Origin of the sequence: Streptomyces sp. NPDC021224 (genome assembly GCF_044332905.1) — a bacterium.
In the GTDB taxonomy this organism is placed as follows: domain Bacteria; phylum Actinomycetota; class Actinomycetes; order Streptomycetales; family Streptomycetaceae; genus Actinacidiphila.
Map to the genome: position 1 here is coordinate 495,201 of NZ_JBIRPW010000003.1, position 23,312 is coordinate 518,512.

Annotated in this window: 18 protein-coding genes; 11 read left to right on the forward strand and 7 right to left on the reverse strand. The window is 75.2% G+C overall.

The annotated features are described in order from the left end of the window. The first annotated feature begins 210 nt into the window (after window positions 1-210). The 7 genes from ACH4PY_RS10625 to ACH4PY_RS10655 all read left to right on the forward strand — a co-directional run bounded on the left by ACH4PY_RS10625 (window position 211) and on the right by ACH4PY_RS10655 (window position 8,338). Window positions 211-1,563 (forward strand): aspartate aminotransferase family protein, encoded by a 1,353-nt coding sequence (locus ACH4PY_RS10625; RefSeq protein WP_398178673.1) that lies wholly within the window; start codon window positions 211-213, stop codon window positions 1,561-1,563. Then, a complete protein-coding gene (locus ACH4PY_RS10630) occupies window positions 1,563-2,750 on the forward strand; it encodes a mandelate racemase/muconate lactonizing enzyme family protein (protein WP_398178676.1) in 1,188 nt (395 codons plus the stop codon). The genes ACH4PY_RS10625 and ACH4PY_RS10630 overlap by 1 nt, the downstream gene beginning before the upstream one ends. Beyond that, the gene (locus ACH4PY_RS10635; RefSeq protein WP_398178679.1) at window positions 2,747-3,595 is read left to right on the forward strand and encodes an amidohydrolase family protein; all 849 of its coding nucleotides are present in this window, start codon (window positions 2,747-2,749) and stop codon (window positions 3,593-3,595) included. Before ACH4PY_RS10630 ends, ACH4PY_RS10635 begins: the two co-directional genes overlap by 4 nt. Beyond that, on the forward strand, window positions 3,592-4,458 hold the full coding sequence (locus tag ACH4PY_RS10640; protein WP_398178682.1) for an SDR family NAD(P)-dependent oxidoreductase: 867 nt from the start codon (window positions 3,592-3,594) through the stop codon (window positions 4,456-4,458). Before ACH4PY_RS10635 ends, ACH4PY_RS10640 begins: the two co-directional genes overlap by 4 nt. Beyond that, the gene (locus tag ACH4PY_RS10645) at window positions 4,455-6,692 is read left to right on the forward strand and encodes a peptidase C14 (protein WP_398178685.1); all 2,238 of its coding nucleotides are present in this window, start codon (window positions 4,455-4,457) and stop codon (window positions 6,690-6,692) included. The genes ACH4PY_RS10640 and ACH4PY_RS10645 overlap by 4 nt, the downstream gene beginning before the upstream one ends. Window positions 6,693-6,766: 74 nt before the next feature. Then, window positions 6,767-7,723: a GNAT family N-acetyltransferase gene (locus ACH4PY_RS10650; RefSeq protein WP_398178688.1), complete on the forward strand. Its 957-nt coding sequence runs from the start codon at window positions 6,767-6,769 to the stop codon at window positions 7,721-7,723. 81 nt (window positions 7,724-7,804) lie between these two features. Beyond that, the gene (locus ACH4PY_RS10655) at window positions 7,805-8,338 is read left to right on the forward strand and encodes a PH domain-containing protein (protein WP_398178691.1); all 534 of its coding nucleotides are present in this window, start codon (window positions 7,805-7,807) and stop codon (window positions 8,336-8,338) included. A 43-nt stretch (window positions 8,339-8,381) separates the two neighbouring features. On the opposite strand, the gene ACH4PY_RS10660 is transcribed toward ACH4PY_RS10655, so the two are convergent. From ACH4PY_RS10660 to ACH4PY_RS10675, 4 genes are all read right to left on the reverse strand, one after another. Then, window positions 8,382-11,345, reverse strand: coding sequence for a hypothetical protein (locus ACH4PY_RS10660; RefSeq protein WP_398178694.1), 2,964 nt, complete (start codon window positions 11,343-11,345; stop codon window positions 8,382-8,384). A 2-nt stretch (window positions 11,346-11,347) separates the two neighbouring features. Then, a complete protein-coding gene (locus ACH4PY_RS10665; RefSeq protein ID WP_398178697.1) occupies window positions 11,348-13,186 on the reverse strand; it encodes an HSP90 family protein in 1,839 nt (612 codons plus the stop codon). A gap of 127 nt (window positions 13,187-13,313) precedes the next feature. Further along, the gene (locus ACH4PY_RS10670) at window positions 13,314-14,309 is read right to left on the reverse strand and encodes a hypothetical protein (protein WP_398178700.1); all 996 of its coding nucleotides are present in this window, start codon (window positions 14,307-14,309) and stop codon (window positions 13,314-13,316) included. 270 nt (window positions 14,310-14,579) lie between these two features. Further along, window positions 14,580-15,461 carry an alpha/beta fold hydrolase gene (locus tag ACH4PY_RS10675; protein WP_398178701.1) on the reverse strand — a complete coding sequence of 294 codons (882 nt, stop codon included), beginning with the start codon at window positions 15,459-15,461 and terminating at the stop codon, window positions 14,580-14,582. Window positions 15,462-15,529: 68 nt separating this feature from the next. On the opposite strand from ACH4PY_RS10675, the gene ACH4PY_RS10680 reads away from it, so the two are divergent. Further along, window positions 15,530-16,045 (forward strand): GNAT family N-acetyltransferase, encoded by a 516-nt coding sequence (locus ACH4PY_RS10680; protein ID WP_398178704.1) that lies wholly within the window; start codon window positions 15,530-15,532, stop codon window positions 16,043-16,045. 9 nt (window positions 16,046-16,054) lie between these two features. On the opposite strand, the gene ACH4PY_RS10685 is transcribed toward ACH4PY_RS10680, so the two are convergent. The 3 genes from ACH4PY_RS10685 to sigJ all read right to left on the reverse strand — a co-directional run bounded on the left by ACH4PY_RS10685 (window position 16,055) and on the right by sigJ (window position 20,055). Next, entirely contained in the window at window positions 16,055-17,911 is a 1,857-nt protein-coding gene (locus tag ACH4PY_RS10685) for a protein kinase family protein (RefSeq protein ID WP_398178706.1), read from the reverse strand. 137 nt (window positions 17,912-18,048) lie between these two features. Next, window positions 18,049-19,023 carry a prolyl aminopeptidase gene (gene pip, locus ACH4PY_RS10690; RefSeq protein WP_398178709.1) on the reverse strand — a complete coding sequence of 325 codons (975 nt, stop codon included), beginning with the start codon at window positions 19,021-19,023 and terminating at the stop codon, window positions 18,049-18,051. Window positions 19,024-19,110: 87 nt separating this feature from the next. Further along, window positions 19,111-20,055, reverse strand: a complete 945-nt coding sequence (gene sigJ / locus ACH4PY_RS10695) for an RNA polymerase sigma factor SigJ (protein WP_398178712.1) — start codon at window positions 20,053-20,055, stop codon at window positions 19,111-19,113. Between the two features lie 185 nt (window positions 20,056-20,240). On the opposite strand from sigJ, the gene ACH4PY_RS10700 reads away from it, so the two are divergent. From ACH4PY_RS10700 to ACH4PY_RS10710, 3 genes are all read left to right on the forward strand, one after another. Next, window positions 20,241-20,873: an LUD domain-containing protein gene (locus ACH4PY_RS10700; RefSeq protein WP_398178715.1), complete on the forward strand. Its 633-nt coding sequence runs from the start codon at window positions 20,241-20,243 to the stop codon at window positions 20,871-20,873. Window positions 20,874-21,029: 156 nt separating this feature from the next. Further along, the gene (locus tag ACH4PY_RS10705) at window positions 21,030-21,593 is read left to right on the forward strand and encodes an isochorismatase family protein (protein WP_398178718.1); all 564 of its coding nucleotides are present in this window, start codon (window positions 21,030-21,032) and stop codon (window positions 21,591-21,593) included. A gap of 147 nt (window positions 21,594-21,740) precedes the next feature. Beyond that, window positions 21,741-23,183, forward strand: coding sequence for a hypothetical protein (locus ACH4PY_RS10710; RefSeq protein WP_398178720.1), 1,443 nt, complete (start codon window positions 21,741-21,743; stop codon window positions 23,181-23,183). Window positions 23,184-23,312: the final 129 nt, after the last annotated feature.

The following is a 23,312-nucleotide window of genomic DNA, read 5'->3' on the forward strand; positions in this document are numbered from 1 at the left end:
ACCACTGGGGACCCCTTGACCGGCGCGGTTTCGCCGACCTAGGATCCGTACTGTTCTGCTATTCGGAACAGTGTTCTTGAAAATCGTTTCTGCATCGTCTCAGCACCGCAGCGAACGATTCCTGCGACGACTTGCCGGGCGGATGGCCCCGCGGTCCGGGCCGGGCAGGGTCCAGACCGTCACCCACAGCATCGACGCGAGGAGCACCACATGACGCTCGCCGAGCGGGCCCGCCGGGTGATACCGGGCGGGGTCAACAGCGGCCAGCGCAGCATTCCCGGCCTCACCGGTCTGGTCGTCACGCGCACCGAGGGCTCCCGGTTCTGGGACGCGGAAGGCCGGGAGTTCACCGACTACCACGCCGCCTTCGGGCCGCCGCTGCTCGGCCACAACGACCCGGACGTCGCCGCGGCGACCGCCGCGGCCGGACAGCGCCTCGGCCTGACCGGCGTGGCCGTCACCGAGGGCGAGGTGCTGCTCGCCGAGCAGCTCGTGGAGCTGATCCCCTCCGTGGAGCAGGTGCTGCTCACCAGCACCGGCAGCGAGGCCACCTTCCACGCGCTGCGGCTGGCCCGCGCGGTCACCGGGCGGCGGCTGGTCGTCAAGTTCCAGGGCTGCTACCACGGCTGGCACGACGCGGTGAGCCTCAACGTGATCTCCGCGCCGGACCGCGTCGGCCGCCACGACCCGACGTCCACCGGGATCCTGCCCGAGGTGCTGGACGCCACGCTGGTGCTGCGCTTCAACGACCCGGCGGCCGTCCGGCAGGCGTTCGCCGAGCACGGCGCCGACATCGCCGCGGTCATCGTCGAGCCCGTCCCGCACAACGTCGGGGCGCTGCTGCCCACCGACGAATTCCTGCGCACCCTGCGCGAGGAGTGCACCAGGGCCGGCAGCGTCCTGGTCTTCGACGAGGTCATCACCGGTTTCCGGCACGCCCTCGGCGGCTACCAGTCGATCGCCGGGGTCACCCCCGACCTCACCACCCTCGGCAAGGCCATCGCCAACGGCGCCCCGCTCGGTGCGCTGGGCGGCCGGGCCGACCTCATGCAGCACTTCAGCAGCCGCCCCGGCGGCCCCGTCTTCTTCGCCGGCACCTACAACGGCCACCCGGCCACCGTCGCCGCCGCGCTCGCGACGCTGCGCAAGCTGCGCGAGGAGCCCGTGCACGAGCACGTCTTCCGGCTCGGCGAGCGGGTCCGCGGCGGACTGGACGCGCTCTACCGGCGGCTCGGCGTGCCCGCGGTCGTCACCGGCTACGGCTCGGTCTTCGTCACCTACTTCATGCCGGGACCCGCGCCGCTCACCTACGACGACCTGCTCGCCAACGACACCGCGCTGTTCGTCGGCTACCGCCGCAACCTCGTCGACCACGGCATCTTCGAGCTGCCGCTCAACCTCAAGCGCAGCCACATCTCCTACGCCCACACCGACGACGACGTGGACCGGCTGCTCGCCGCGACCGAGGCGGCCGTCACCCGCACCCTGAGCGAGGGCGGCCCGGACGACCTCGCGCACGCCAGCACCATGGGCGGCGCCGCCGCGGAAGGGACAGCACGCTGATGCTGACCGTCAACACCACCCGCCCGGCCGGTCCGGCCGGCCGCATCAGCCGCGTCGAGACGCTGCAACTGGGCACCGCCTGGCGCGACTTCGGCTACGTCCGGATCCACACCGACGAGGGCCTGAGCGGCATCGGCGAGATCACCCACCCCTACCGGGTGGACGAGACGTGCCGGCTCACCGAGGCCATGGCCCACCGCCATCTGATCGGCGCCGACCCGTTCGACGTCGAGGAGATCTGGCTGCGGATGTACCAGGGCGACTTCCTGCGCGGCGGCGACGTCGGCGGTGTCGTCGTCTCCGGCGTGGACCAGGCCCTGCACGACATCATGGGCAAGGCGCTGGGCGTGCCCGTCTACCGGCTGACCGGCGGCGCCGTCCGCGACCGCGTCCGGGTCTACGCCAACGGCTGGTACACCGGCGAACGCGTCCCGGAGGAGTTCGCCGCGAAGGCCAAGGAGGCCGTGGGCAGGGGCTTTTCCGCGCTGAAGTTCGACCCGTTCGGCGCGGGCCTGCACGAGCTGGAACGCCCCGAGCTGAAGCGCTCCCTCGCGCTGGTCGAGGCGGTGCGCGAGGCCGTCGGACCGGACGTCGACCTCTTCGTCGAGGGGCACGCCCGCTTCGGCACCGCGACCGCGCGGCGGCTGGTGCACGAGCTGGCGCCGTACGACATCGGCTGGTTCGAGGAGCCGATGCCCTGGACGCACATCGAGCGCTACGCCGAGCTGCGCCGCATCGCGACGTTCCCGATCTCCGGCGGCGAGCACTTCCACAACCGCTACGAGTACAAGCAGCTCTTCGCCACCGAGGCGGTGGACATCGTGCAGCCGGACCTGTCCATGGCCGGCGGCTTCACCGAGCTGCGCAAGATCGCCGCGCAGGCCGACGCGCACGGCATGCTCGTCGCCCCGCACAACTCCAACTCGCCGCTGTGCACCACGGCGTCGGCGCACGCGGCGTTCGGCCTGACCAACCTGAAGATCCTGGAGACCTTCGACGCGCTGCTGGAGCCGTACGTCTTCGACGCGCTGCGCGGTGTGCTGCCCGTCGAAGACGGGTACGTGCCGCTGCCGACCGCGCCCGGACTCGGCGTCGAGCTGGCGGACGAGGTCTTCGAGGAGCACCCGCCGAGCCACCGCTTCTGGAACATGTTCGCGGACGGCTGGGAGAAGAGGAACCGCACATGATCACCGATGTGCACTCCCATCTCTTCCGGCACAGCCACGACTTCGACGCCACCTTCCGTGCCGAGTCCGCCCGCGCCCACGCCGGCGAGGTCGACCTCACCGTGCGGTACGAGGACTACGCGGCCACCGCCCCCGACGGCACCCGCACGATCGTCGTCGGCGGCAAGGCCCGCCGCAGCGGCCTGTGGGTCGACGACGCGGCCGTGGCCGCCTACGTGGCGCAGCACCCCGACCGGCTCATCGGCTACCTCGCACTCGACCCGACGCAGCCCGGCTGGCAGGACGAGATGCGCTACGGGCACCAGGAACTGGGCCTGCGCGGCATCAAACTCATGCCGATGTACGCCGGGTTCGCGCCCGCCGACGAGGCCTACGACGAGCTGTACTCCTACGCCGAACGCCACGGCCTGCCGCTGCTGGTGCACACCGGAACCACCTTCGTCTCGCAGGCGCCGCTGGAGTACGCGATGCCGCGGCACCTGGACTGGGTGGCCATGCGCCACCCCGAGCTGCGGATGGTGCTCGCGCACCTCAGCCACCCCTTCGAGGGCGAGTGCATCGCGGTGATCCGCAAGCACCGGCACGTCTACGCCGACATCAGCGCCCTGCACTACCGGCCCTTCCAGCTGTGGCACAGCCTGCGCCTGGTGCAGGACTACGGGGTGTGGGACAAGCTGCTGTTCGGCAGCGACTACCCCTTCACGACCGTCGATGAATCGGTCGAGGGCCTGCGCCGGATCGCCCGCATCCCCGGCATCCCCGGCCTGGACCCGCTCGACCAGGACGCCGTCGAGGCGCTGATCCACCGCCCCTCGCTGGAACTGCTCGGGCTGGAACAGCCGTGAGCCCGCAACCCCCCGGCGTACGCGGCCGGTTCGACCTCACCGGCCGCACCGCGCTGGTCACCGGCGCCGCGGGCGGGCTCGGCCGGGCCTTCGCCGTCGCCCTCGCCCAGGCGGGCGCCGACCTGGTGCTCACCGACCTGCCGGGGGCGGCGGGCCTCACCGAGACCGCGGACCTGGTCCGCGGCCACGGCCGCACCGCGCGCGTCGAGGAGCAGGACCTCGCCGACACCGGCGCGCTGCACGCCTTCGCCGACCGGGTGCGGGCCGCGGCCGGGCCGCTGCACGTCCTCGTCAACAACGCGGGCACCGCGGCCCTGGAGCGCTTCAACGAGATCACGCCCGAGAGCTGGTACCGCGTCATGCGGGTCAACCTCGACGCGGTCTTCTTCCTCACCCAGCGGATCGCCGAGCACATGATCGCGGACGCGGTGCCCGGCCGGATCGTGTCCGTCACCTCCAAGAACGCCCTGGTCGCCGAGGCGGGCCTGGCCCACTACAACGCCTCCAAGGCCGCCGTGGACCTGCTCACCCAGACCCTGGCGATCGAACTCGCACCGCACGGCATCACCGTCAACAGCCTCGCCCCCGGCATGGTCGAGACCCCCATCGACGGCGAATTCCCCTTCGACCGCGAGGCGTTCGAAACCGCCTACCGGGCCCGTATCCCGCTCGGCCGCTACGCGAGCCCCGAGGAGTGCACGGGCGCGCTGCTGCTGCTCGCCAGCGACGAGGGCGCCTACCTGACGGGGAGCCGGATCGTGGTGGACGGCGGAGTGCTCGCCGACCAGATGCCCCGCACCGCCTTCATGCCTGCCTACCGCAGCACGCTGCGGCCTCCGACGAAGGACGGCACCACACCATGACGTCATCTGCCGGCTTCACCGACCCGCCCGCCGCCGCGGGCCCCACCAGCCGTAGACACCTGCTGCGGGCCGGCGGCCTCGGCGCCGCCGTCCTCGCGGGCGGCACCCTCGCGGCGGCCCCGGCGTCCGCCGCCGACGGCAACGACCAGGGCCACGACGACCCGACGGGCAAGGGCACGTCGGCGCCCCTCGCGCTGCCCACCGTCGCCGCGCTGCTGGCCCTGCCCGCGAAGACGCTGCGCGACGGCACGCTGGCCGTCGTCGCCGGTTACCGCGCCTCCGGGGACGGCGGCGGGATGCTCACCCGCTGGGACGCGCGTGCCACTGCCGCGGCCAACGGCGGCACCGTGCTGCGACCCGCCGACAAGCCCGCGCGCGGCCGCTGGCTGCGGGTGCACGACGGGGTCCTGGACTTCCGCGGCTTCGGCCACTTCGACGCCTCCCACCCCGCCGACGACGCGCTCGACGCGATGGTCGGCGACCCCGCCGTGCACCGCGTCGAGGCCCACACCGACCTGCTCTTCCGCCGCCGCCACACCTACCACCGCTCGCACCTGGTGCTGGACTTCGGCGGGCACACCGTCCACACCGGCGGGATCGAGCGCAACACCCACGACAACCCGTTCGGCGCGGTGCTGTTCTTCCAGGGCACCGTCACCTCGGACACCGTCAGCCACCCGCTCCCCGCCGAGGTCATCGAGCGCACCGACGCCTTCCCGGTGCCCGACTCCGGCGCCTTCCGGGTCGGCCAGTGGTGGGCGGTGCAGAGCGACGAGGTCGCGGGCGGCGGCAGCGACGAGCGCGAGCTGCAGAAGATGGTCGAGGTCACCGAGATCGTCGACGGCACGCACATACGCGTCGGCTACCTCAACGGCTGGCCGCTCGCCGCGGGCCGCACCGTCACCTGGCGCCGGGTCGAGCCCGTCGTCGGCGCCGAGGTGCACAACCTGGTCTTCCTCGGCGCGGGGCAGGACACCGGCGCGGTCGACGACGAGTACACCGGCTCGCACCCGGTGGCGTACGAGTACGCCGTCGACTGCCATGTCTCCGGCATCCAGGCCACCGGCACCTTCTGGCCGGTGATCATGCGCCGTTGGTGCACCCGCTACCGCACGATCGGCTGCGGCCTGAAGAACCCGCCCACCGTCATGTACGGCGGCGCGGGCTACCTCACCCAGCAGATCTACTGCCTCTACGGCCATGTCGCCGACTGCACCACCAGCAACGTCCGGCACCTCAACGACCTGACGGCGTCCGCCTACTGCCAGGTCGTCAACTGCCACGGCGACGGCGACGACGAGGGCGGCAACCCCTTCACCACGCACGGCCAGTACGAGCACGACCTGCTCTTCGACGGCAACTCCGGGCTCATGGACATCGCCAACTCCGGTGCCCAGTGGGGCAACGCGGCCAAGCGCATCACCGTGCGCAACCACGTCTGCTCGTGGTTCACGGCCAACACCCTCATCACCGACCTGACGCTGGAGAACGTCCACGTCGTCCCGCGGCCCACCTTCGACCCGTCCGGGACGCTGGTGATCAACGCGGACGGCGCCCAGCTGCACGGCTGCACCGCCGCGCTGTTCGCCGTCGCACAGCGCTCCGCGCGCTCGTCCCGGCCGACGACCGTCACCGACTGCGCCTTCGACCTGCCCGCCGGACAGGTCCTCGTCCAGACCCCGGTCAGCACGCCCGTGCACTTCGTGCGCACCACGTTCAAGGGCCTGGACGGCACGGTGCTGCGCGGCAGCGGACCGGTCCGCTTCACCGACTGCACGCTGGTCGGCGATCCGAAGGCCGCCCCGGTCTCGGTCGGCGCCGCGGAGGTGGTGATCGACGGCGGCAGCCTGACGAACACCGGCGTCGCGCTCAGCGCGGTCCGCGACCAGCGGCTCGCCGTCGGCGGCGACGTGACGCTGACCGGCACCAACTCCGCGGGCGCGCTGCTCTCCCGGGCCGCGGGCAGCACCGCCACCGTCACCTGGGACCTCGGCGCGCTGCGCAGCACCGCCGTGGGCGACGGCACCGCGCACGTCCGCGTCCCCGACGGCACCAACCGCTACACCGCGGTCGGCGCCCGGCTCACCGGCGGCCGGCTGGACCTCGCCGCCGCGGCCTTCACCGGCGCCTCCTCCCTGCTGCACACCTCGTGCACCGAGGAGGACGTCACCCGCGACGGGCTGCCGCCGGACGGCGCGCGGGTCAGCGCCACCACCGGCAACCTGGTGCTCTGAGCGCCGCGTCCCGCACCGCGTCCGGCACCCGCCGGCCGCGCACGACCACGAGGAAGAAGGGGGAAGGCCGCCGCATGCCGCGCTACCGCACCGCCACCCCGGCGGACGAACCGGCCCTGCACGCCCTGTGGGCGGCGGCCTTCCCCGACAGCGCCGGAACCGTCGCGCTGCTGTGGGGCCGTGACCCCGGCCGGCACGCCCGCACGTTCCTCGCCGAGGACGGCGGGCGGCCGGTGTCCGTCCTCCACTACCAGCCGCGCCCGATCCGCTCGGCCGACGGCGGACCGCAGCGCGTCGGCTGCCTCGGCAGCGTCGCCACCCATCCCGACGCGCGCGGCCGCGGGCACGTCCGCCGCCTGCTCGCCGCGGCGGCCGAGGCGATGACGGCGGACGCGTGCGCCTGGTCGCTGCTGTTCACCGGCACCCCGGACGTCTACCGCGGCGCGGGCTGGCAGACCTTCACCGCCCCCGTGCTGTCCGGCCCGCTCGCCGCCCCCGGCGCCGCCGCCCCCGAGGTGACCGTGCGGCGCGCCACCCAGGCCGACGTCCCATTGCTGCGCGCGCTGCGCGACGCCTACGACGCCGGCCGGCCGCTCACCACGGTCCGCAGCCCGGAGGACTGGCGGCGGCGGATCCCGGTCTGGTACGGCCCCCCGGCCGCGATCCTGCTGGCCGAGGAGGCGGGCAGCGGCGGGGACCGCACCCCGCTGGGCTTCGTCGTGGTGCGCCCGGCGGGCCCCGCCGAGGCCGCGGTCGCGGAGATCGCTCCCGCCCCGGGCCGGGGGCCGGAAGCAACGGCGGCCCTGCTGCGGGCCGCCGCCGGCCACGCCCGCGCCACGGGCGCGACCACCGCGAGCGTCCACCTGCCCGCGGATCCGGACGTGCCGGCCGCGCTGCCGGGGCTGCTCGCCGACGTCACGGCGGGCACCACCGCGTACGGCATGGCCCGCCCGCTGCTCGCCTCCCCGGCGGAAGTGACGGCGACGGTCACCGCGCCCGGGGCCGTCCACTGGTACGGCGACTCCTTCTGACCGGCTCCAGGGCTGTCGGACCCGGCCGGTAGTGTGCGTGGGATGGACGAACTGAGCTTCCGGGGGAAAGATCGGTATCGCTTGGCGTGGCCGCACGCCGCGGGCGCGGTCGCCGGGCTGGTGATCGAGGCGCTGCTGGCCTGGTTCCAGCTCGGGCTGACGGGACTGTACTTGCTGTGCGGCGGGACGGTCGCGGTCGTCGCCGTCTGCCTCTTCATGGCCAGACGCTGCACGACCGACGTCGGGGCCGCCGGGATCACCGTCGGCTGGGGCTTCGGCGCCGGGCGGACGTACGCCTGGCACGACATCCGCCGGCTCTACGTCTGGCAGGGCACCGGCGCGCAGGCGGGCGGGCGCACGGCCCGGATGATCCTCGCGGACGGGCGGCACCGCTCCCTGCCGGCCCTCGCCACGAGCAGCGTCTACCCCGACGCCGACTTCGACGGCGACTTCCACCGGGTCGTGCGGTGGTGGGAGGCGAGCACCGACCCGGCCGAGCGCTTCCCGCCGCCGCCCACGCTGCGGCAGCGGATCTCCCCGCAGTGGTGGGGCGTGATCCTGGCCCTGGTCGTCAGCGCGGGCCTCTTCGTGGGCGTCGTCGTGGCGAACGCCTGAGCCGCGCGGGTGCCGGGCGGCGGACCGCCCGGCACCCGCCGTCTCAGGTCTCGTCGCGCAGGCTGGACGCCAGCGACCTCAGCGGCGCCGCGGCCTCCTCGTGGCCCAGGTCCGTCAGGCGGGAGACCGACGAGTCCAGTGACCGCAGGGCCTGCTCCGGGCGCTTGAGGTACGCCCCCTCCACGACGCCCATGAGCCGCACCGCCTCGGCCCACTCGCCGGCCACGGCCGCGTCCTCCCCGGGCGGGCCGAGGTACGTCAGGGCATCCTCCAGGGCGGCGAGCGCCTCCTCGTACTCCCCGGCGTAGGCGTTGACGCGCCCGTGCTCGTACGCCAGCGCGGCGTCCAGCGGGCGGCCCTCGGCCCGGTAGCCCTCCGAGCGGGCGTCGTCGGCGATCCGGGCCGCGTCGGCGAGGAAGGCGCGGGCGCCGTCGAGCCCCTCCGGGCCCTGCTGCTGGGCCTGGAGCCGGGCGACCTCCCGCAGGCAGCTGCTCAGCTGCTCGAAGCGCGGCGCCCTCTCGTGCGCGGCGAGCGCCTGGTCGACGGCTTCCCGGGCGCGGGCGAACTCGCCGCTCCCGGCCAGCAGTACGGCCGTCTCCGCCGCGATCATCACGTGCGAGCCCGGGTCGTCCGCCCAGGTCGCCGACTCCGCGGCCAGCTCCAGGAATTCGGCCAGCGCGGCCTTGCCGTCCTCCCCGGCGCGCAGCGCCCGCGCGCGGGTCAGCCGCAGCTGGGCGACCAGCCGGTCGTCCAGCTCCCCGGAGGTGACGTCGGGTTCGGCCAGCAGCGAGTCCAGCAGCGCGATGCAGTCCTCGACACGGCCCATGTCGAGGCCGAGCCGCGCCGCGTTGCTGTACGTGCAGAACGCGTCCACCCGGCTGCCGTGCCGCATCTCCACCTCCGCCGAGCGCGTCAGGTGGCGCAGCGCCTCGTCGTGGTGGCCCCGGCCCAGGCAGGCCCGCGCCAGTTCGCCGTGCAGCGTCCCGCAGTACGCGGTGTAGGCGGGCCACCTGCGGGCCTCGCGCAGCCCCTCGGACAGATCGGCGTGGGCCCCGTCCGCGTCCCGCAGGCCCAGGTGGACACGGCCGCGCAGGCCCAGCGCGTGCGGCAGGTGCCAGGCGGGCCCCTGCGCGCGCAGCCGGGTCAGCAGCCCGTCCAGCTCGCGGCTCGCGGCGGCCAGGTCGCCGCTGATCGCGTACGTGCTGGCGCGCAGCAGCACCGCCCGGCACACCTGGCCGTCCAGCTCGTGCGCGACGGCGAAGTCGTGCAGCAGCTCGACCTCGCCGAAGGCCGCCTCGGTGTGCTCCTGCGTCGGCTGCGCCTCCAGCCGCATGCCCAGCGCGGTCGAGCGCAGCCGCAGCAGCCGGGCCTCCTGGTAGGGCGCGAGGTCTTCGGCCTCCGCCTGGAGGCGGGTCAGCGCGGTGTGGGCCGCGGTCATCGCGGCGGCCTTCGCCTCGGCGCGGGCCTCGTCGGACAGCGCCTCCGCCGGTTCCGACTCCGGTACTTCCGCCGCGGCGAGCAGCGCGCAGGCACGGGCCACGGCGGCGTGTCCGGGCAGCCCGGCCCGCGTGTAGAGGTCGGCGGACTCCGCGTACCGCGCGGCGGCCCCGGCCAGGTCGCTGCGCTCGCGCGCCTCGGCGCCCTGCTCGTCCAGCAGGTCCGCGCGCAACTGGTCGAGCGGGCCCACGGCCGGGTCGTCGGGGTGGACGTAGCCGGGCTCGGCGACGAGCGCGGCCAGCCGCTTCCAGCACGCCTCCGCGTCCGGATGGCCCACCTCGTCCAGCTCCCTTGCGCGCGCCACGAGTTCGGCGACCGACTCGGGCAGGGCGGCGGCCGCCGGGCGGGCCGGGGCGGCGGGGGCGGCGGCCGGGGCCACGTCGTCGAGGGTGCGCGGACGGAGCGTCAGCTCCAGGGCCTCCAGCAGCGGGGCGCGCTCCAGCCGGACCCGGCGCCGGTCGGTGTGCGCGCTCGTGCCGTTGCGGGCGTCGAAGCGCGCGGCGAGGTCGTCGGCGCGGGCAGCCACCTCGGCGCGCAGCGAGGCGACCGTCCACGTCCGGCCGGAGAACCCGGCGGCGGGCAGCTCGCCGTGGCCGAGCGCCTCGACCCGGCGGAGCAGCACCTCCACACCGGTGAGGAAGGTCAGCATGTCGCTCGGCGAGTCGACCTCGGCGAAGAGGGTGCGGTTCTCGGCGAGCAGTTCCAGGCCGCGCGCCTCGTTGCCGGTGAGCGCGCAGAACTCCAGGTGCCGCCCGACGTCCGGGGCCATCGAGGGGTTCCGGCGGCAGCCCCGGTAGCCGAACAGGTGCGCGTGCCGGGCGTCGTCGGTGCGGCCGGTGCGGACCAGCGGCAGCAGCGCGTGCGAGATCGAGGTGGCGGGCTCCTCCTGGCAGGACTCCTTGCCGGCCAGCACCGGCTCCCAGACGTCCAGCGCGCGCTCGTCGTCGCCCGCGGTCAGGTGGTACAACGCCCGGCCGCGGATCTCGCACGCCTCGCAGTCGCTGTACTGGGTGCGCGTCCGGCCCGCCCACAGCTCGTAGGCCAGCGCGGTGGCCTCCGGGCTCTCACCGACGTGCGCGGCCAGGTGGTAGGCCTGCCCGTAGTACGGCTGGAGGCCGAGCCCGGCCTTCTCGTAGCGGTCGCGCATCTCCGCCAGCCACTGGCGCAGGCTGGTCAGCGGCATCTCGGGCACCGAGAGCAGGGCGCTCGCCACCCACTTGAAACGCCAGTACATGTGGTGCCGCAGCCGCTCGTCGAAGACGTCGGGCCGCTCGTCGAAGAGCTGGAGCAGCCGGGCGAAGACGACGGGCGACTTGCGCGGCTCGGAGCCGTACGTGTACGCCTCCTGGAGCTCCAGCAGCGCGTCCACGAGCGCGGCGGTCTCGGCGAACTGCTCGGCGGCGTCGACCAGTTCCTCGGCGATCACGGTGCGGGCACGGCCGTAGGGGCGCTCGTCGTTCTCCCGCAGCGCCTCGTACAGCTCGTCGGTGGTCTGGGGTGCGGTCGGCATCGTCAGCTGTCCTTGCGGAGGGCGTGGGCGAGGAGGTCGAGGAAGGAGCGGTTGATCAGGCTCGACTCGGCGGGCCTGAGCGGGCGCCGGGACAGCAGCGCGGCCTGCCCGTAGAGCGCCTCGGCGCTGGTGCGGGCCAGTTCCGGCTCGGCGATCGCGACCGCGGCGCGCACCAGCGGGTTGAGCTGGTTGAGGATCAGCTGCGCCTTGGGCGCCTCCTGGCGCAGCGCGCCGAGGATGTCGCCCCACAGGCCGCCCTCCTGCTCGCGGGCCAGCTGCGAGCGGGTGCGCTCGTGCCGCGCCTCGCGGCTGTCGAGCAGCAGCGCGGGCGCGGAGGCCGGCTGGAAGGTGCGCAGCGCCACGTCGCAGTCGAAGACGGCGAGCGCCTCGCGGGCCAGCGCCAGGTAGGAGGCGGCGGACAGCTCCGTCTCGCGGTCCACCGGGTCCAGATGCGCGGTGAGCGTCGCCGGGTCGAGGTCGGCGACGCTCGCCTCCGGCCGGATCTCCGGCAGCCGGTGCACCAGCGCCCGGTCGTAGGTGTAGCCGCCGTTGACGACGCCGAGACCGGCCGCCGAGGCGATGGCCGCGACCTGCCGGAACTCCTCGACGCTGGACGTCACGAGCACGGTGGCGTGGCTGCGGGCGAACTCGTCCAGCGTGGTGTTGCCGTCGGTCGTCTCGAACGGCAGCCACGGCAGCAGCATCCGCAGGATCTCGTCGTCGTGCACCGCGAGCGACTTGACGGCCAGGTGGTGGGCCTGGAGGAAGCGGCCCAGCAGCTCCGGGTCGCTCGCCGCCGCCCGCGCCATCCAGGCGCGCAGCCGCTCGGCGAGCGCGTCCCGCACCGCCGCGAGCGTGTCGTCCTCGTACAGCGACTCGCGCGACGCCGTCGGGCGCAGGCTCTCGGCGTCCACCACGCAGCGGACGAAGAACGCCCACTCCGGGAGGATCTCCTCGGCCTGCTCCGACAGCAGCATGCCCTTGACGTGCACCCGGTGGCCGTGCCGCCGCCCGGCGGGCACCGCCTCGGGCAGCACGCACGCGATGCCCCGCAGGCCCACCGCGGGCAGATCCAGCTCGATCGTGTCCAGCGGCGTGAAGCCGAAGACGTCCGCCCCGTACGCGGCCAGCGCGCGCTGCCGGGCCCCCGGCGTCGGGTAGGACTGCGCCCAGGGCGCGGGCTCGGGGTTGACGGGCGCGGGCGCGGCGCCGTCCGAGAAGGTGACCGGGTGCCGCAGCAGCGAGCCGAAGTGCCGGGCCAGCGCCCGGACCTGGGCCGGCTTCGTCCACTCGGCGGCGTCCGCGCGCGGGGTGAGCGACACCGTCGTGCCCGGCTGCGGGCGGGCGGAGGCGGGCAGGGTGCGCACCGAGTAGCTGCCGTCGCCGCGGCCGCGCCACTCCACGGCGGGCGCTTCGGGCGTGCGGGCGGAACGGCTGACGACGAGGATCTCGTCCGCGACCAGGAAGCAGGACAGCAGGCCGATGCCGAACTGGCCGATGAAGTCGGCCCGCTGCTCGGCGATCCGCTCGGCCCGCTTGCTGCTGCGGCCGATCGTGGCGAGGAAGCTGTGCACGTCCGCCTCGGTGAGGCCGACACCGTCGTCCTCGACGCGGACCACCGCGCCGTCGGCGTACAGCCGGATGCCGAACGCGTCCGCGGGCGCGCCGGGTTCGAGCGCCCGCCGGGCGGTCAGCGCGTCCACCGCGTTCTGCAGCAGTTCGCGCAGGTAGACCCGGGGGCTGGAGTAGAGGTGGTGGGACAGGAGGTCGACCAGGCCGCGCAGATCCACCTGGAAGGTGCGGTCGGCGGCGCCGGCGGTCGCGGTGTCGTGCTGGGTCATCGGGCAGTCCGGAAGTCAGGGAGCGGGAAGGGCGGGCGGGGCGTGGGGGCCGTGCCGGGCACGGGACGCGGACGGGCCGGGCGGCCGGCCGCGCGGACGGTTGCGGTGCGCACGCGGCGGCGGGCCCTCAGGCGCGGCTCTGGTAGCGGGCGAACTGCTTGGCCGGATCGGGGAGGTAGTCCCAGGGCCGCCGGGTGTACGCGCCGCCCAGCTCCTGGAAGACACGGCGGGCGGTGGGGCCCTCGCCGGCCAGCGACAGCGCCATCGCGAACAGGTTGAACTCGTAGGCCCAGCCCGGACGGCGCTCGTAGCCGGGGTGCAGGACGCTGTGCTCGGCGGCCTCGCGCAGCTCGTCGCGGACGGCCGGGCGCTCCAGGAAGTCCTGCGCGTCGGACTCCACCCAGTTCTCGATGTGCGCGAAGGCGATGACGCAGCCCAGCCGCTGCCCGAGCGGGGCGCGCGCGAAGGCCTCCCGCGCGAAGGCCAGCGCCTCGCCGGGCTCGCCGCCCCAGCGCGGCTGGAGCTGCGTCACCCACTCCAGGTGGGTCTCCAGATCCAGCGGGTCGCGGCGCAGCGCGGCGTCGCGCCGCGCCTCGACGACCGCCGGGCCCAGCGACATGCCGCGCCCGGACGTCAGCAGCCGCCGCCACGGGGCGATCCACTGCGGCCGCAGCTCGGCGGCCTGCAGCAGATGCTCCTCGGCGACGGTCAGCCGGGCGCGGAAGGTCTGCCACTGCTCCTTCGACACCTGCGAGGCCGACGCCCTGGTGCGGGCCTCCCAGCCCCAGCTGACGTGCCGGGCGCCGGAGACGAGCAGCGCCGCCGCCTTCCCCGCCGGGTCGTCCGCGCTCTGCTCGACGGCCCGTCCGATCCACTCCTCGACGCCCTCGGTGTCCGCGATCTCGTTCAGCACGCGGTGGTCGCGGTCCAGGTCGAAGGGCTCCGCGGCCTGCCGCACCGCCGCCCAGTCGCCTGCGCGGGCGGCCGCGGTGAGCGCGAGCACCCGCTCGTCGTCCAGCCCCTGGACCTCGTGCACCCCCCGCTTCGGCCTGCGGCCGGCCTGCCGGACGGGCGTGTCGCCCGCCCGGCCCCCCGCACCCCTGGTGAACAGCTTGCCGAACATGCCGCGCCCTCCCCTGGTCCGCGTGATTACGGGTGCAGGATAGGGGGTTGCACCGACACGTCCTCCACAGGGTTTTCACCGCGCGCGCACCGCGACCCCGGCGGGGCGGTGCCGGGGGCGCGGCGGCGGCCGTCAGCCGAGCACGGCGGGTCGCAGGACGCCGGCGCACCACCGGGCGAAGGTCGTGGGCGACGCCGTCTCCGGCGTCCGCGCGACGCGGTCCGCCGCACGCTCGCGCCGCCGGACTGAACCGCCGCGGCGGCGCCCGGCTCAGGCGGTGTGCGCCGCCAGCGCCTCGATCAGCTCGGGCCACAGCGCGGGCGGCCGGTCGTGGCCCATGTCCGGGACGAGCAGCAGCTTCGCGCCCGGCACCAGCTCCGCCGTGCGCTCGCCGCCGCTGGGGGCGATGAGCGTGTCGTCGAGGCCGTGGATCACCAGCGTCGGCACGTCCAGTTTCCGCAGCGCGTCGGCTCGCGAGCCGCCGAGCACCATCGCGCCGAGCTGCCGCCCGATGCCCGCCGGGTAGTACGCCCGGTCGTAGGAGGCCGCGGCGAGGTCGCGCAGCGCGGCCGGGTCGCCGTACCGCCGCGACGCCCACACCATGTCCCGCTCCGCGGCCGCGATGTAGCCCTCCCGGTCGGCGGGCCGGCCCCGGAAGAGCACCGCCTGCGCCTCGCGCGTCGCCTGTCCGTACTCCGGTTCGCCGGTCGAGGACATCATCGAGGTCAGCGTCAGTACCCGCTCCGGGTGGGCGATGGCCAGGGCTTGCGCGATCATGCCGCCCATCGAGGCCCCGACGACGTGCGCCCGCTCGATGCCCAGCGCGGTGAGCAGTCCCAGTCCGTCGTCGGCCATGTCCGCCAGCGTGTACGGCACCATGGCGAGCGCCCCGGCGACGTCACCGGAACTGACGGTGGCGATGAAGCGCGCCAGGTCGACGGGGTGGTCGTCGAGACGGGTGGACAGCCCGCAGTCGCGGTTGTCGTACCGGACGACGTACCGCCCCCGGTCGGCGAGCGCGCGGCAGAATCCCTCGTCCCACGCGAGCAGTTGCGCCCCGAAGCCCATGACGAGCAGTACGGGCGGATCCCCCGGATCCCCGAAGGTCTCGTAGGCGAGGCGTACGTCGGGGGACACATCGGCGATCGGCATGCCCGGATCCTCTCAGTACGCCCGGCGGCGGCGCATCCGGGATTCGGGCCGGGTGGCAGGCTGCTTCCATGGGATCACGGGATGCGCACACCGAGGTGGCCGTCACGGTCGCGGGGCAGGCCGAGCGGGAGGTTGTCGGCAGGCTGTGGGTGATGTTCGGGCACGACATGTCGGAGTTCACCGGGGAACTGCCCGGGCCCGACGGGGCGTTCCGCGCCGAGCGGCTCGCGGCCGCCTTCCGCGCGCAGGGCTGGGTGCCGTACCTCTTCAGGTGCGCGGACCGGCCTGTCGGCTTCGCCTTCGTCCGCGGGGTGGGCGGCGCGGCGCGGGTCGTCAACAGCTTCTTCGTGGTGCGCGGCGCGCGCCGGGGCGGGGTCGGGCTGCGGGCGGTGCGGGAGGTCGTGCGGCGGCACCCGGGCGCGTGGCAGATCCCGTTCCAGGACGCCAACCCGGGTGCGGGCGCCTTCTGGCGGCGCGTCGCCGAGGACGTCGCCCCCGGCGCCTGGACGTGCGAGCACCGGGACGTGCCGGGTCGGCCGGACGCGCCACCTGACGCCTGGATCTCCTTCGACGCCCCCGCGTGAGGCCGCCGTTCAGGCCGGGGCGTCGGTGTACCGCGCGGGCGGCACCCGCCACAGCCGGATCCGGTGGCCGCCCGCGACCGCGAGGACCGTGCCGTCCGGGCTGAAGGCCATCGTGCGGATCGCCGCCATCGCGTCGCCGGTCCAGGACGTCACCGCCTTCGCCGTCCGCGCCTCCTGCACGGTGATCGTGCGGGACGGCCCGGACGAGGCGACCAGCGTGCCGTCGGGGCTGAACGCGACGGCGTCGGAGCGGCCCTCACCGCCGGGCCACGCGGGCAGCGCGGTGCGCCGTCCGGCGTCGAGGACCTGGAGGCCGAAGGTCCGGCCGCCCACCGCGAGCAGGGCGCCGTCGGGGCTGAACGCCACCGCGCGGACCTTGCGCCCCGGGCGCAGCGGGTCACCCGTCCGCCGCGCGGTCGCCAGGTCCCACGTCCGGACCTCCTTGCCGCCGCCCGCCACCAGGGTCCGGCCGTCCGGGGCGAAGGCGATCGCGTGGATCCAGCCCGGATGGCCGGGCAGCGTGGCCAGGGACGCGCCCGTGAGCGGGTCCCACAGCCGTACGGCCTTGTCGTCGCCCGCGCTGGCGAGCGTGCGGCCGTCCGGGCTGAAGGCGATCGAGCGGACCCAGTCGGTGTGGCCGGTCAGCGTCGCGGTGTTCTGCCCCGTCACCGTGTCCCACAGCCGCACCGTCCGGTCGTACCCGCCGGTCGCGACCAGCGTGCCGTCCGGGCTGAACGCCACCGCCCGGCACCAGTTGCTGTGACCGGACAGCTCGGCGGAGACGCCCTGCGCGGCGGTGATGTTCCACATCCGGACGGGCTTCTCGTCGCCCACGCTCACCAGGACGGTGCCCGCCGGGTTGAACGCGAGGGCGTGCACATCGGCCGGCGCGTCCAGCGCGAAGGGGCCGGGGAGCAGCGCCGTCGCCCCCGCCCGGTACCACGCGCCCGCCCCCGCCCCCGGCGCGGGCGCCCGCCCCGGCACCGCCGCGGGTGCGGGCTCGGGCGAGGGCGGCGGCGCGTCGTACGGCGCCTCCGCCGTCACCAGGGCCAGCGCCTCGCGGGCGCTCGGGCGGCGCGCGGGGTCGCGGGCCAGCAGCGCGGTGAGCAGCGGGGCCAGCCGGCCCGCACGGACCGGCGCGGTGAGTTCGCCGGACGCCGTCGCCCAGGGGTCCGCCGGGTCGAAGGGGAAGCGGCCCTCGACCGCGCGGTAGAGCGTCACGCCCAGCGCGAAGAGGTCGGCGGCGGGACCGTCCGCCGTGCCGTCGCCGCCCGCGTCCGCGGCCGTGAGGAGTTCGGGCGCGACATGGCCCGGCGTTCCGGCGGGCAAGCCGAGCCCCGCGAGCACCGGGTCCGGCGCGCGGCCGGACGCGCACAGGTCCGTGAGCAGGATCGCGCCGTCCGCTGCGAGCAGCACGTTCGACGCCTTGACGTCGAGCCGGACGAGGTCGGCGGCGTAGGCCGCGTCCAGCGCCGCGAGCAGCGCGCGGGCGACGTCCACGGCGCGGGGTGTGGACAGCGGGCCGTGCGCGTCCAGGTGATCGGCCAGCGAGCGGCCCTCCACCAGGTGCGTCACCGCCCACGGGGTGCCGCCGCCGTCGACGACGACGTCGAGGAGGGGAACCACGTGCGGGTGCCCGCGCAGCCGCGCCGCCGCCCCCGCCCGGCGCGCCGCCCGTGCCCGCAGCTCGGCTGCGTCCGCGGTGCCGCCGTCCGGCGCGGGCGGCGGCAGCACGCGCTTGACGGCCACCTCGACGCGCAGCCACTCGTCGTGGGCCCGCCACGCGTTGCCCTCCGGCCCCGACCCCAGCCTGCCGCCCAGGCGGTATCTGCCGCCGAGCACGTGCCGCTGCGCTGCGTCCGTCACCTGCGTCCCCCTTCACGGCTCCGCGAGCAGCGTACGCACGGCGGCCCCGCCCGTCCGGGCCCCTGTACCCACCCGTGACCATCACGGGACAATCCCGGGGTGTGGCGGTGCGGAGGAGGGCAGGGACCGCCCCGGCGTCAGGCCGGTGGGGCGGGCGCGTCGCGGAAGCGGTCGGTCGCGGCGACCACCGCCTCGGTCGTGGAGGTGCCGGACAGCCCGTGGCCCTCGCCGCCGATGAGCCGGAGTTCGGCGTCCGGCCACGCCCGGGCCAGGTGCCACGCGATGTCCGGGGGGCCGCTGATGTCGAGGCGGCCGTGGACGAGGACGCCGGGGATGCCCGCGAGCCGCCCCGCGTCGCGCAGCAGGGCGCCGTCCGGCAGGAAGCCGGCGTGCCGCCAGTAGTGCGTGACGAGGCGGGCGAAACGCATCCGGAAGCGCGGGTCGTCGTAGCGCGGGTCGGGCCGGTGACCCGGGTACGTCGAGACGTGCACGTCCTCCCACCGGCACCAGGCGCGGGCGGCCCGGTCCCGTACGGCGGGATCGGGGTCGGCGAGCATCCGGGCGTAGGCGTCGGCGAGGTTCCCGTCGCGCTCGCCCTCCGGCACGGTGTCGCGGAAGGCGGCCCACTCCTCGGGGAAGACCCGGCCCATGTCCCGTGTCACCCACTCCACTTCGCGCCGCGTGGTGCTGGTGACGCTGAAGAGCACCAGCCCGGTGACGCTGCCGGGGTGCGCCTCGGCGTACGCCAGGGCGAGGGTCACGCCCCACGAGCCGCCGAGCACGAGCCAGGCGCCGATGCCCAGGTGGCAGCGCAGCAGCTCGATGTCGGCGATCAGGTGCTGTGTGGTGTTGGCGGCGAGTGAGGTCTCCGGGTCGGCCGCGTCGGGTGTGCTGAGCCCGCAGCCGCGCTGGTCGAGCAGGACGATCCGGTAGGCCGCCGGGTCGAACAGCCGCGCCCAGTAGGGGCCCGCGCCGGAGCCCGGCCCGCCGTGCAGCACGAGCGCGGGCCTGCCCGCCGGGTTGCCGTACGTCCGCCAGTGCACGCGGTTGCCGTCGCCGACGTCGAGCATGCCCTGTGCGTACGGCTCGGCGGGCGGGTACAGCTCGGGCATGGGGGACGCGCCTTCCTCGCCGGGGAAAATATGACAGCGCTGTCACATTAGCAGGAGGGTGCCTCCGCGGGCCGTGCCGCGCGGGGCTCAGCGACCGGCCCAGCGGCCCAGCTTCTCGGGGTTGCGGACCACCCAGATCCGGGTGATCCGGCCGCCCGTGACGTCGAACGCGAACACCGTGACGACGGCGCCGTCCTCCCGGGCCACCAGCCCCGGCCGCCCGTTGACCGGGTGCTCGGCGAAGGCCACCGCCGCGGGCCTGCGGCGGGCCAGCTCCGCCCAGGCGCGCGCGACCTGCCCGCCGCCGCGGATGGGCTTCGGGAACGTCGTGGCCAGGCCCCCGCCGTCGGCGGTCGCGACGGCGTGCGGGTCGAGCAGACCGATCAGGGCCTCGATGTCCTTGGCCTCCCACGCCCGCTTGAAGTCCCGCACCACACGGGCCCGTCCGGCGTCCGCCGGGTCCGGGGGCCCGGTCGCGCGGATCCGGCGGCGCGCGGAGGACGCCAGCTGGCGGCAGGCCGCCGGGGTGCGCCCGAGGACCTCGGCGATCTCGGCAAAGGAGTGGCAGAAGACGTCGTGCAGCACGAACGCGACCCGCTCGGCCGGGGACGTCGACTCCAGCACGACCAGGAACGCCAGGTCCACCGACTCGTCGAGGGCCACCCGTTCGGCCGGATCGGCGCTCGCCGCACCCGGCCGCCCCGCGACCCACTCCGTGACGTCCGGCAGCGGCTCGGGCAGCCACGCGCCCACATACGTCTCGCGCCGGACCCGGGCGGAGCCCAGCACGTTGAGGCAGATCCGGCTGGCGACCGTCGTGAGCCAGGCGCCCGGCGAGACGATCGACGCCCGCTCGCCCGGGGACAGGGCGTACCAGCGGGCGTACGCCTCCTGCACGGCGTCCTCCGCCTCGGCGGCCGACCCCAGCAGCCGGTAGGCGACGCCGACGAGCCGGGGCCGCTCGCCCATCAGCGCGTCGAGGCCCGGATCGGGCCTGCCGCGCCCCGACCCGGACCGGGTGGTGGTGGTCATGCTGCGGACGGCCCCCTCGCTCGCGGAACTCCTCACCCCTACGACAAGACAGCGCCCCGGAACGTCAGGCCGCCGCGCGGCACTCACATTCCCCGCCGCTGCGCTGTCGAACCGCTGGGACGCGCACACCGGCCGCTGCCGCGCGCCGTCCCGCGCCCGACAGCGAACGCGAGCACGGAGGCACCATGACCACCACCCCCACCCCGGCGGCCCACTTCACCGCCCCGGCGTCCGCCGAACGCCTGGAACGGGCGGCCGCCGCGCTGACCGCGCACGGTTTCACCGTGGAGATCCTCGACGGCGCCGCCGCCGCCCGCGCCCGCGTCGCCGAACTGCTGCCGGAGGGCGCGAGTGTCTTCACCGGCGCGAGCGAGACACTGCGGCTGTCCGGTATCGAGGAGGACGTCAACGCCGGCGGGCGCTACGACGCCGTCCGGCCGCGCATCCTCGCGCTGGACCGCGCCACCGGCGGCGACGAGATCCGGCGCCTCGGCGCCACCCCCGACGTCGCCGTGGGCAGCGTCCACGCCGTCACCGAGACCGGCTCGCTGGTCATCGCCTCCGGCAGCGGCAGCCAACTGCCCGGCTACGCGGGGGGCGCGGCCCGCGCGATCTGGGTCGTCGGCGCCCAGAAGGTGGTGCCCGACCTGGACACCGCGCTGCGCCGCGTCCACGAGCACTGCCTGCCGCTGGAGACCGCCCGCACGATGGCCGCGCACGGCTGGCCGAGCGCCGTCACCCGGCTGCTCGTGCTCAACGCCGAGTACCTGCCCGGGCGCGGCACGGTCCTGCTGCTGCGGGAGGCCGTCGGCTTCTGAGGGCTCCGGCGCCGCGTGCCCCCGGACGGACGGGCCCGGCCCGGGGAGCGGGGCGGCCGGAGGGGGGCCGCCCCGCTTCCCGGGCCGGGCGTTGTCAGAGGGTGCCCCTAGGGTCGGAAGGAACCGACGACGACGTCCGCACGCCCGGGAGGCAGCATGACCACGCTGGAGAATCGTCCGAACACCGCCCTGCTCGTGATCGACGTGCAGAACGGGACGGTGAGCGCCGCCCACGACCGCGACGCCGTGGTCGCCACCATCGCCTCGCTCGTCGAAAAGGCCCGCGCCGCCGGGACGGACGTGGTGTGGGTGCAGCACAACGACGCCGAACTCGTCGCGGGCACCGAGGCCTGGAACTACGTACCGGAACTGGTGCGGCACGAGTCCGAGCCGCTGGTGCAGAAGGAGTACGGCGACTCCTTCGAGGACACCGAGCTGGAATCCGTGCTCGCCGCCCGGGGCGTGGGCCATGTCGTGGTGAGCGGCGCGCAGACCGACGTGTGCGTCCGCTCCACCCTGCACGGCGCCCTCGTCCGCGGCTATGACGTGACGTTGGTCACGGACGCGCACACCACCGAGGACCTCACGTCGTTCGGCGCCCCGCCGCCCGCGCAGGTCATCGCCCACACCAACCTGTACTGGAAATTCCACCGGGCGCCCGGCCGCGAGGCCCTCGCGCTCGCCGCCGCCGAGGTCGACTTCGCGGGCAAGCCCGCGTAACCGCGGCGGCCGGGCGGAACGGACCGTGGCCGCGCCACGCCGCACCGCGACTTCACGGCGTGGCGTACCCCGCTTTCCGCCCGGAAGCCCCCCGGACATACGGCACACTTCACACCGAAGACGCCGAACGTCCAGGTGGAGGGTGCCGTGGCAGAGCAGCGGAACGCGTCGCCGCGCGCGGCGTTCAGCCGCCGCCGGATGCTGCTGGCTGCCGGGGGAGCCGCCGCCCTGCCGGGCGCGAGCATGCTCGCGGTGGGCGCCGCGAGCGACGAGGCCCGCGCGCAGACGCCCCGCCGGAGACGGGACGTCCCGCCCACCGCGGGCCTCCCGCTCGTCGGCGGGCCCGACTTCCCCGTCGGCGCGTTCTGGCCGCCGCCGCCCCCGTACGTCACCGCCGAGCGCTACCAGGAGATCGCCGACGCGGGCTTCACCTTCGTCCACAACGGCAACTACCTGTGGGACCAGACCGGCATCCGCTACGGCCTCGACATCGCCCGGCAGGCCGGGCTGAAAGTGCTCGTCGCGGGCGACCCGCTGCTGTCCGCCCTCACCGCCAACTTCTGGGCCGACGGCGATCCCACCGGCTACCACCCCAAGATCACCGCGGGCGACGCGGAGGTCTCGCTGCGCGCGCTCTTCGCCGCCTACCAGGACCAGCCCGCCTTCGCCGGGTTCACCTTCGCCGACGAACCCGCCGCCAACCGCTTCGGCACCCTCGGCTCGCTCGTCGCCACCGCCCGCGACCTCGCTCCCGCCAGCCTGCCCTACCTCAACCTCCGCCGCCTCGGCCAGCCGTACGGCCCGTGGGGCACGCCCGGCATGGACGTCCCCACCTACACGCGCTACCTCCAGGAGGCGCTCGACACGATCGCCCCCTCGCTGCTGTCCTTCGACCGCTACCCCATGCTCGCCGGCGGCGCGGAAGATCCCGGCTACCACCAGAACTGGGCGCTCGTGCGCGCGGCCGGGCTGCGCGCGGGCGTCCCCACATGGGTCTTCATCCAGTCCCTGGAATACGCCGGGCACCGGCTGCCCACCCCCGCGGAGCTGGCCTGGCAGGTCAACACGAGCCTCGCGTACGGGGCGAAGGGGGTCCAGTACTTCACGTACTGGACCCCCGACCCCAGCCGCGGGGACGGCTTCGTGCCCGCGCAGGGCCTGGTCACCGTGGGCGGCGAGCGCACCCCGCTGCACGCCGCCGCGAAACAGCTCAACGTGGGGTGGCTGCGGCCGGTCGGGCGCGAACTCTTGCCGCTCGTCTCGGAGTCCGTCGTCCACGCGAACGACACGCCGCTGCCGGCGGGGGCGACGGCGTTCGCGCCGGACGCGCGGATCGCCGGGGCCGAGGGGGACGCCGTCGTGCTCGGCGTCTTCTCCGCGCCCTCGCCGGGGGACGCGGAGGTCCGCTGGGTGCTGGTCGCGAACCGCTCCTTCGCGCGGGGCGCTGCGCTGCGGTTGACCGTGCGGTCGGGGTACGCGGTGGCGCGGTTCGACCCGGCGGTTGCGGCGTACGCCGCGGTGGAGGGGGATGCGGTGGCTCTTTCCCTTGAGCCGGGCGCGGCCGCGCTTCTGCGGCTGGCGCCGCGCTGAGGGGGGCGCTTCGGGGGGCTTGTCGCGGTGCGGTGTGCGACCTTCTCTTTGCGGGGGTTGCTCGCGCCGTTCTCCCCCAGAGCTTCGCCTGGGAGGTACCCCCACGCGCCCCTTACGCGGCGCGCCACG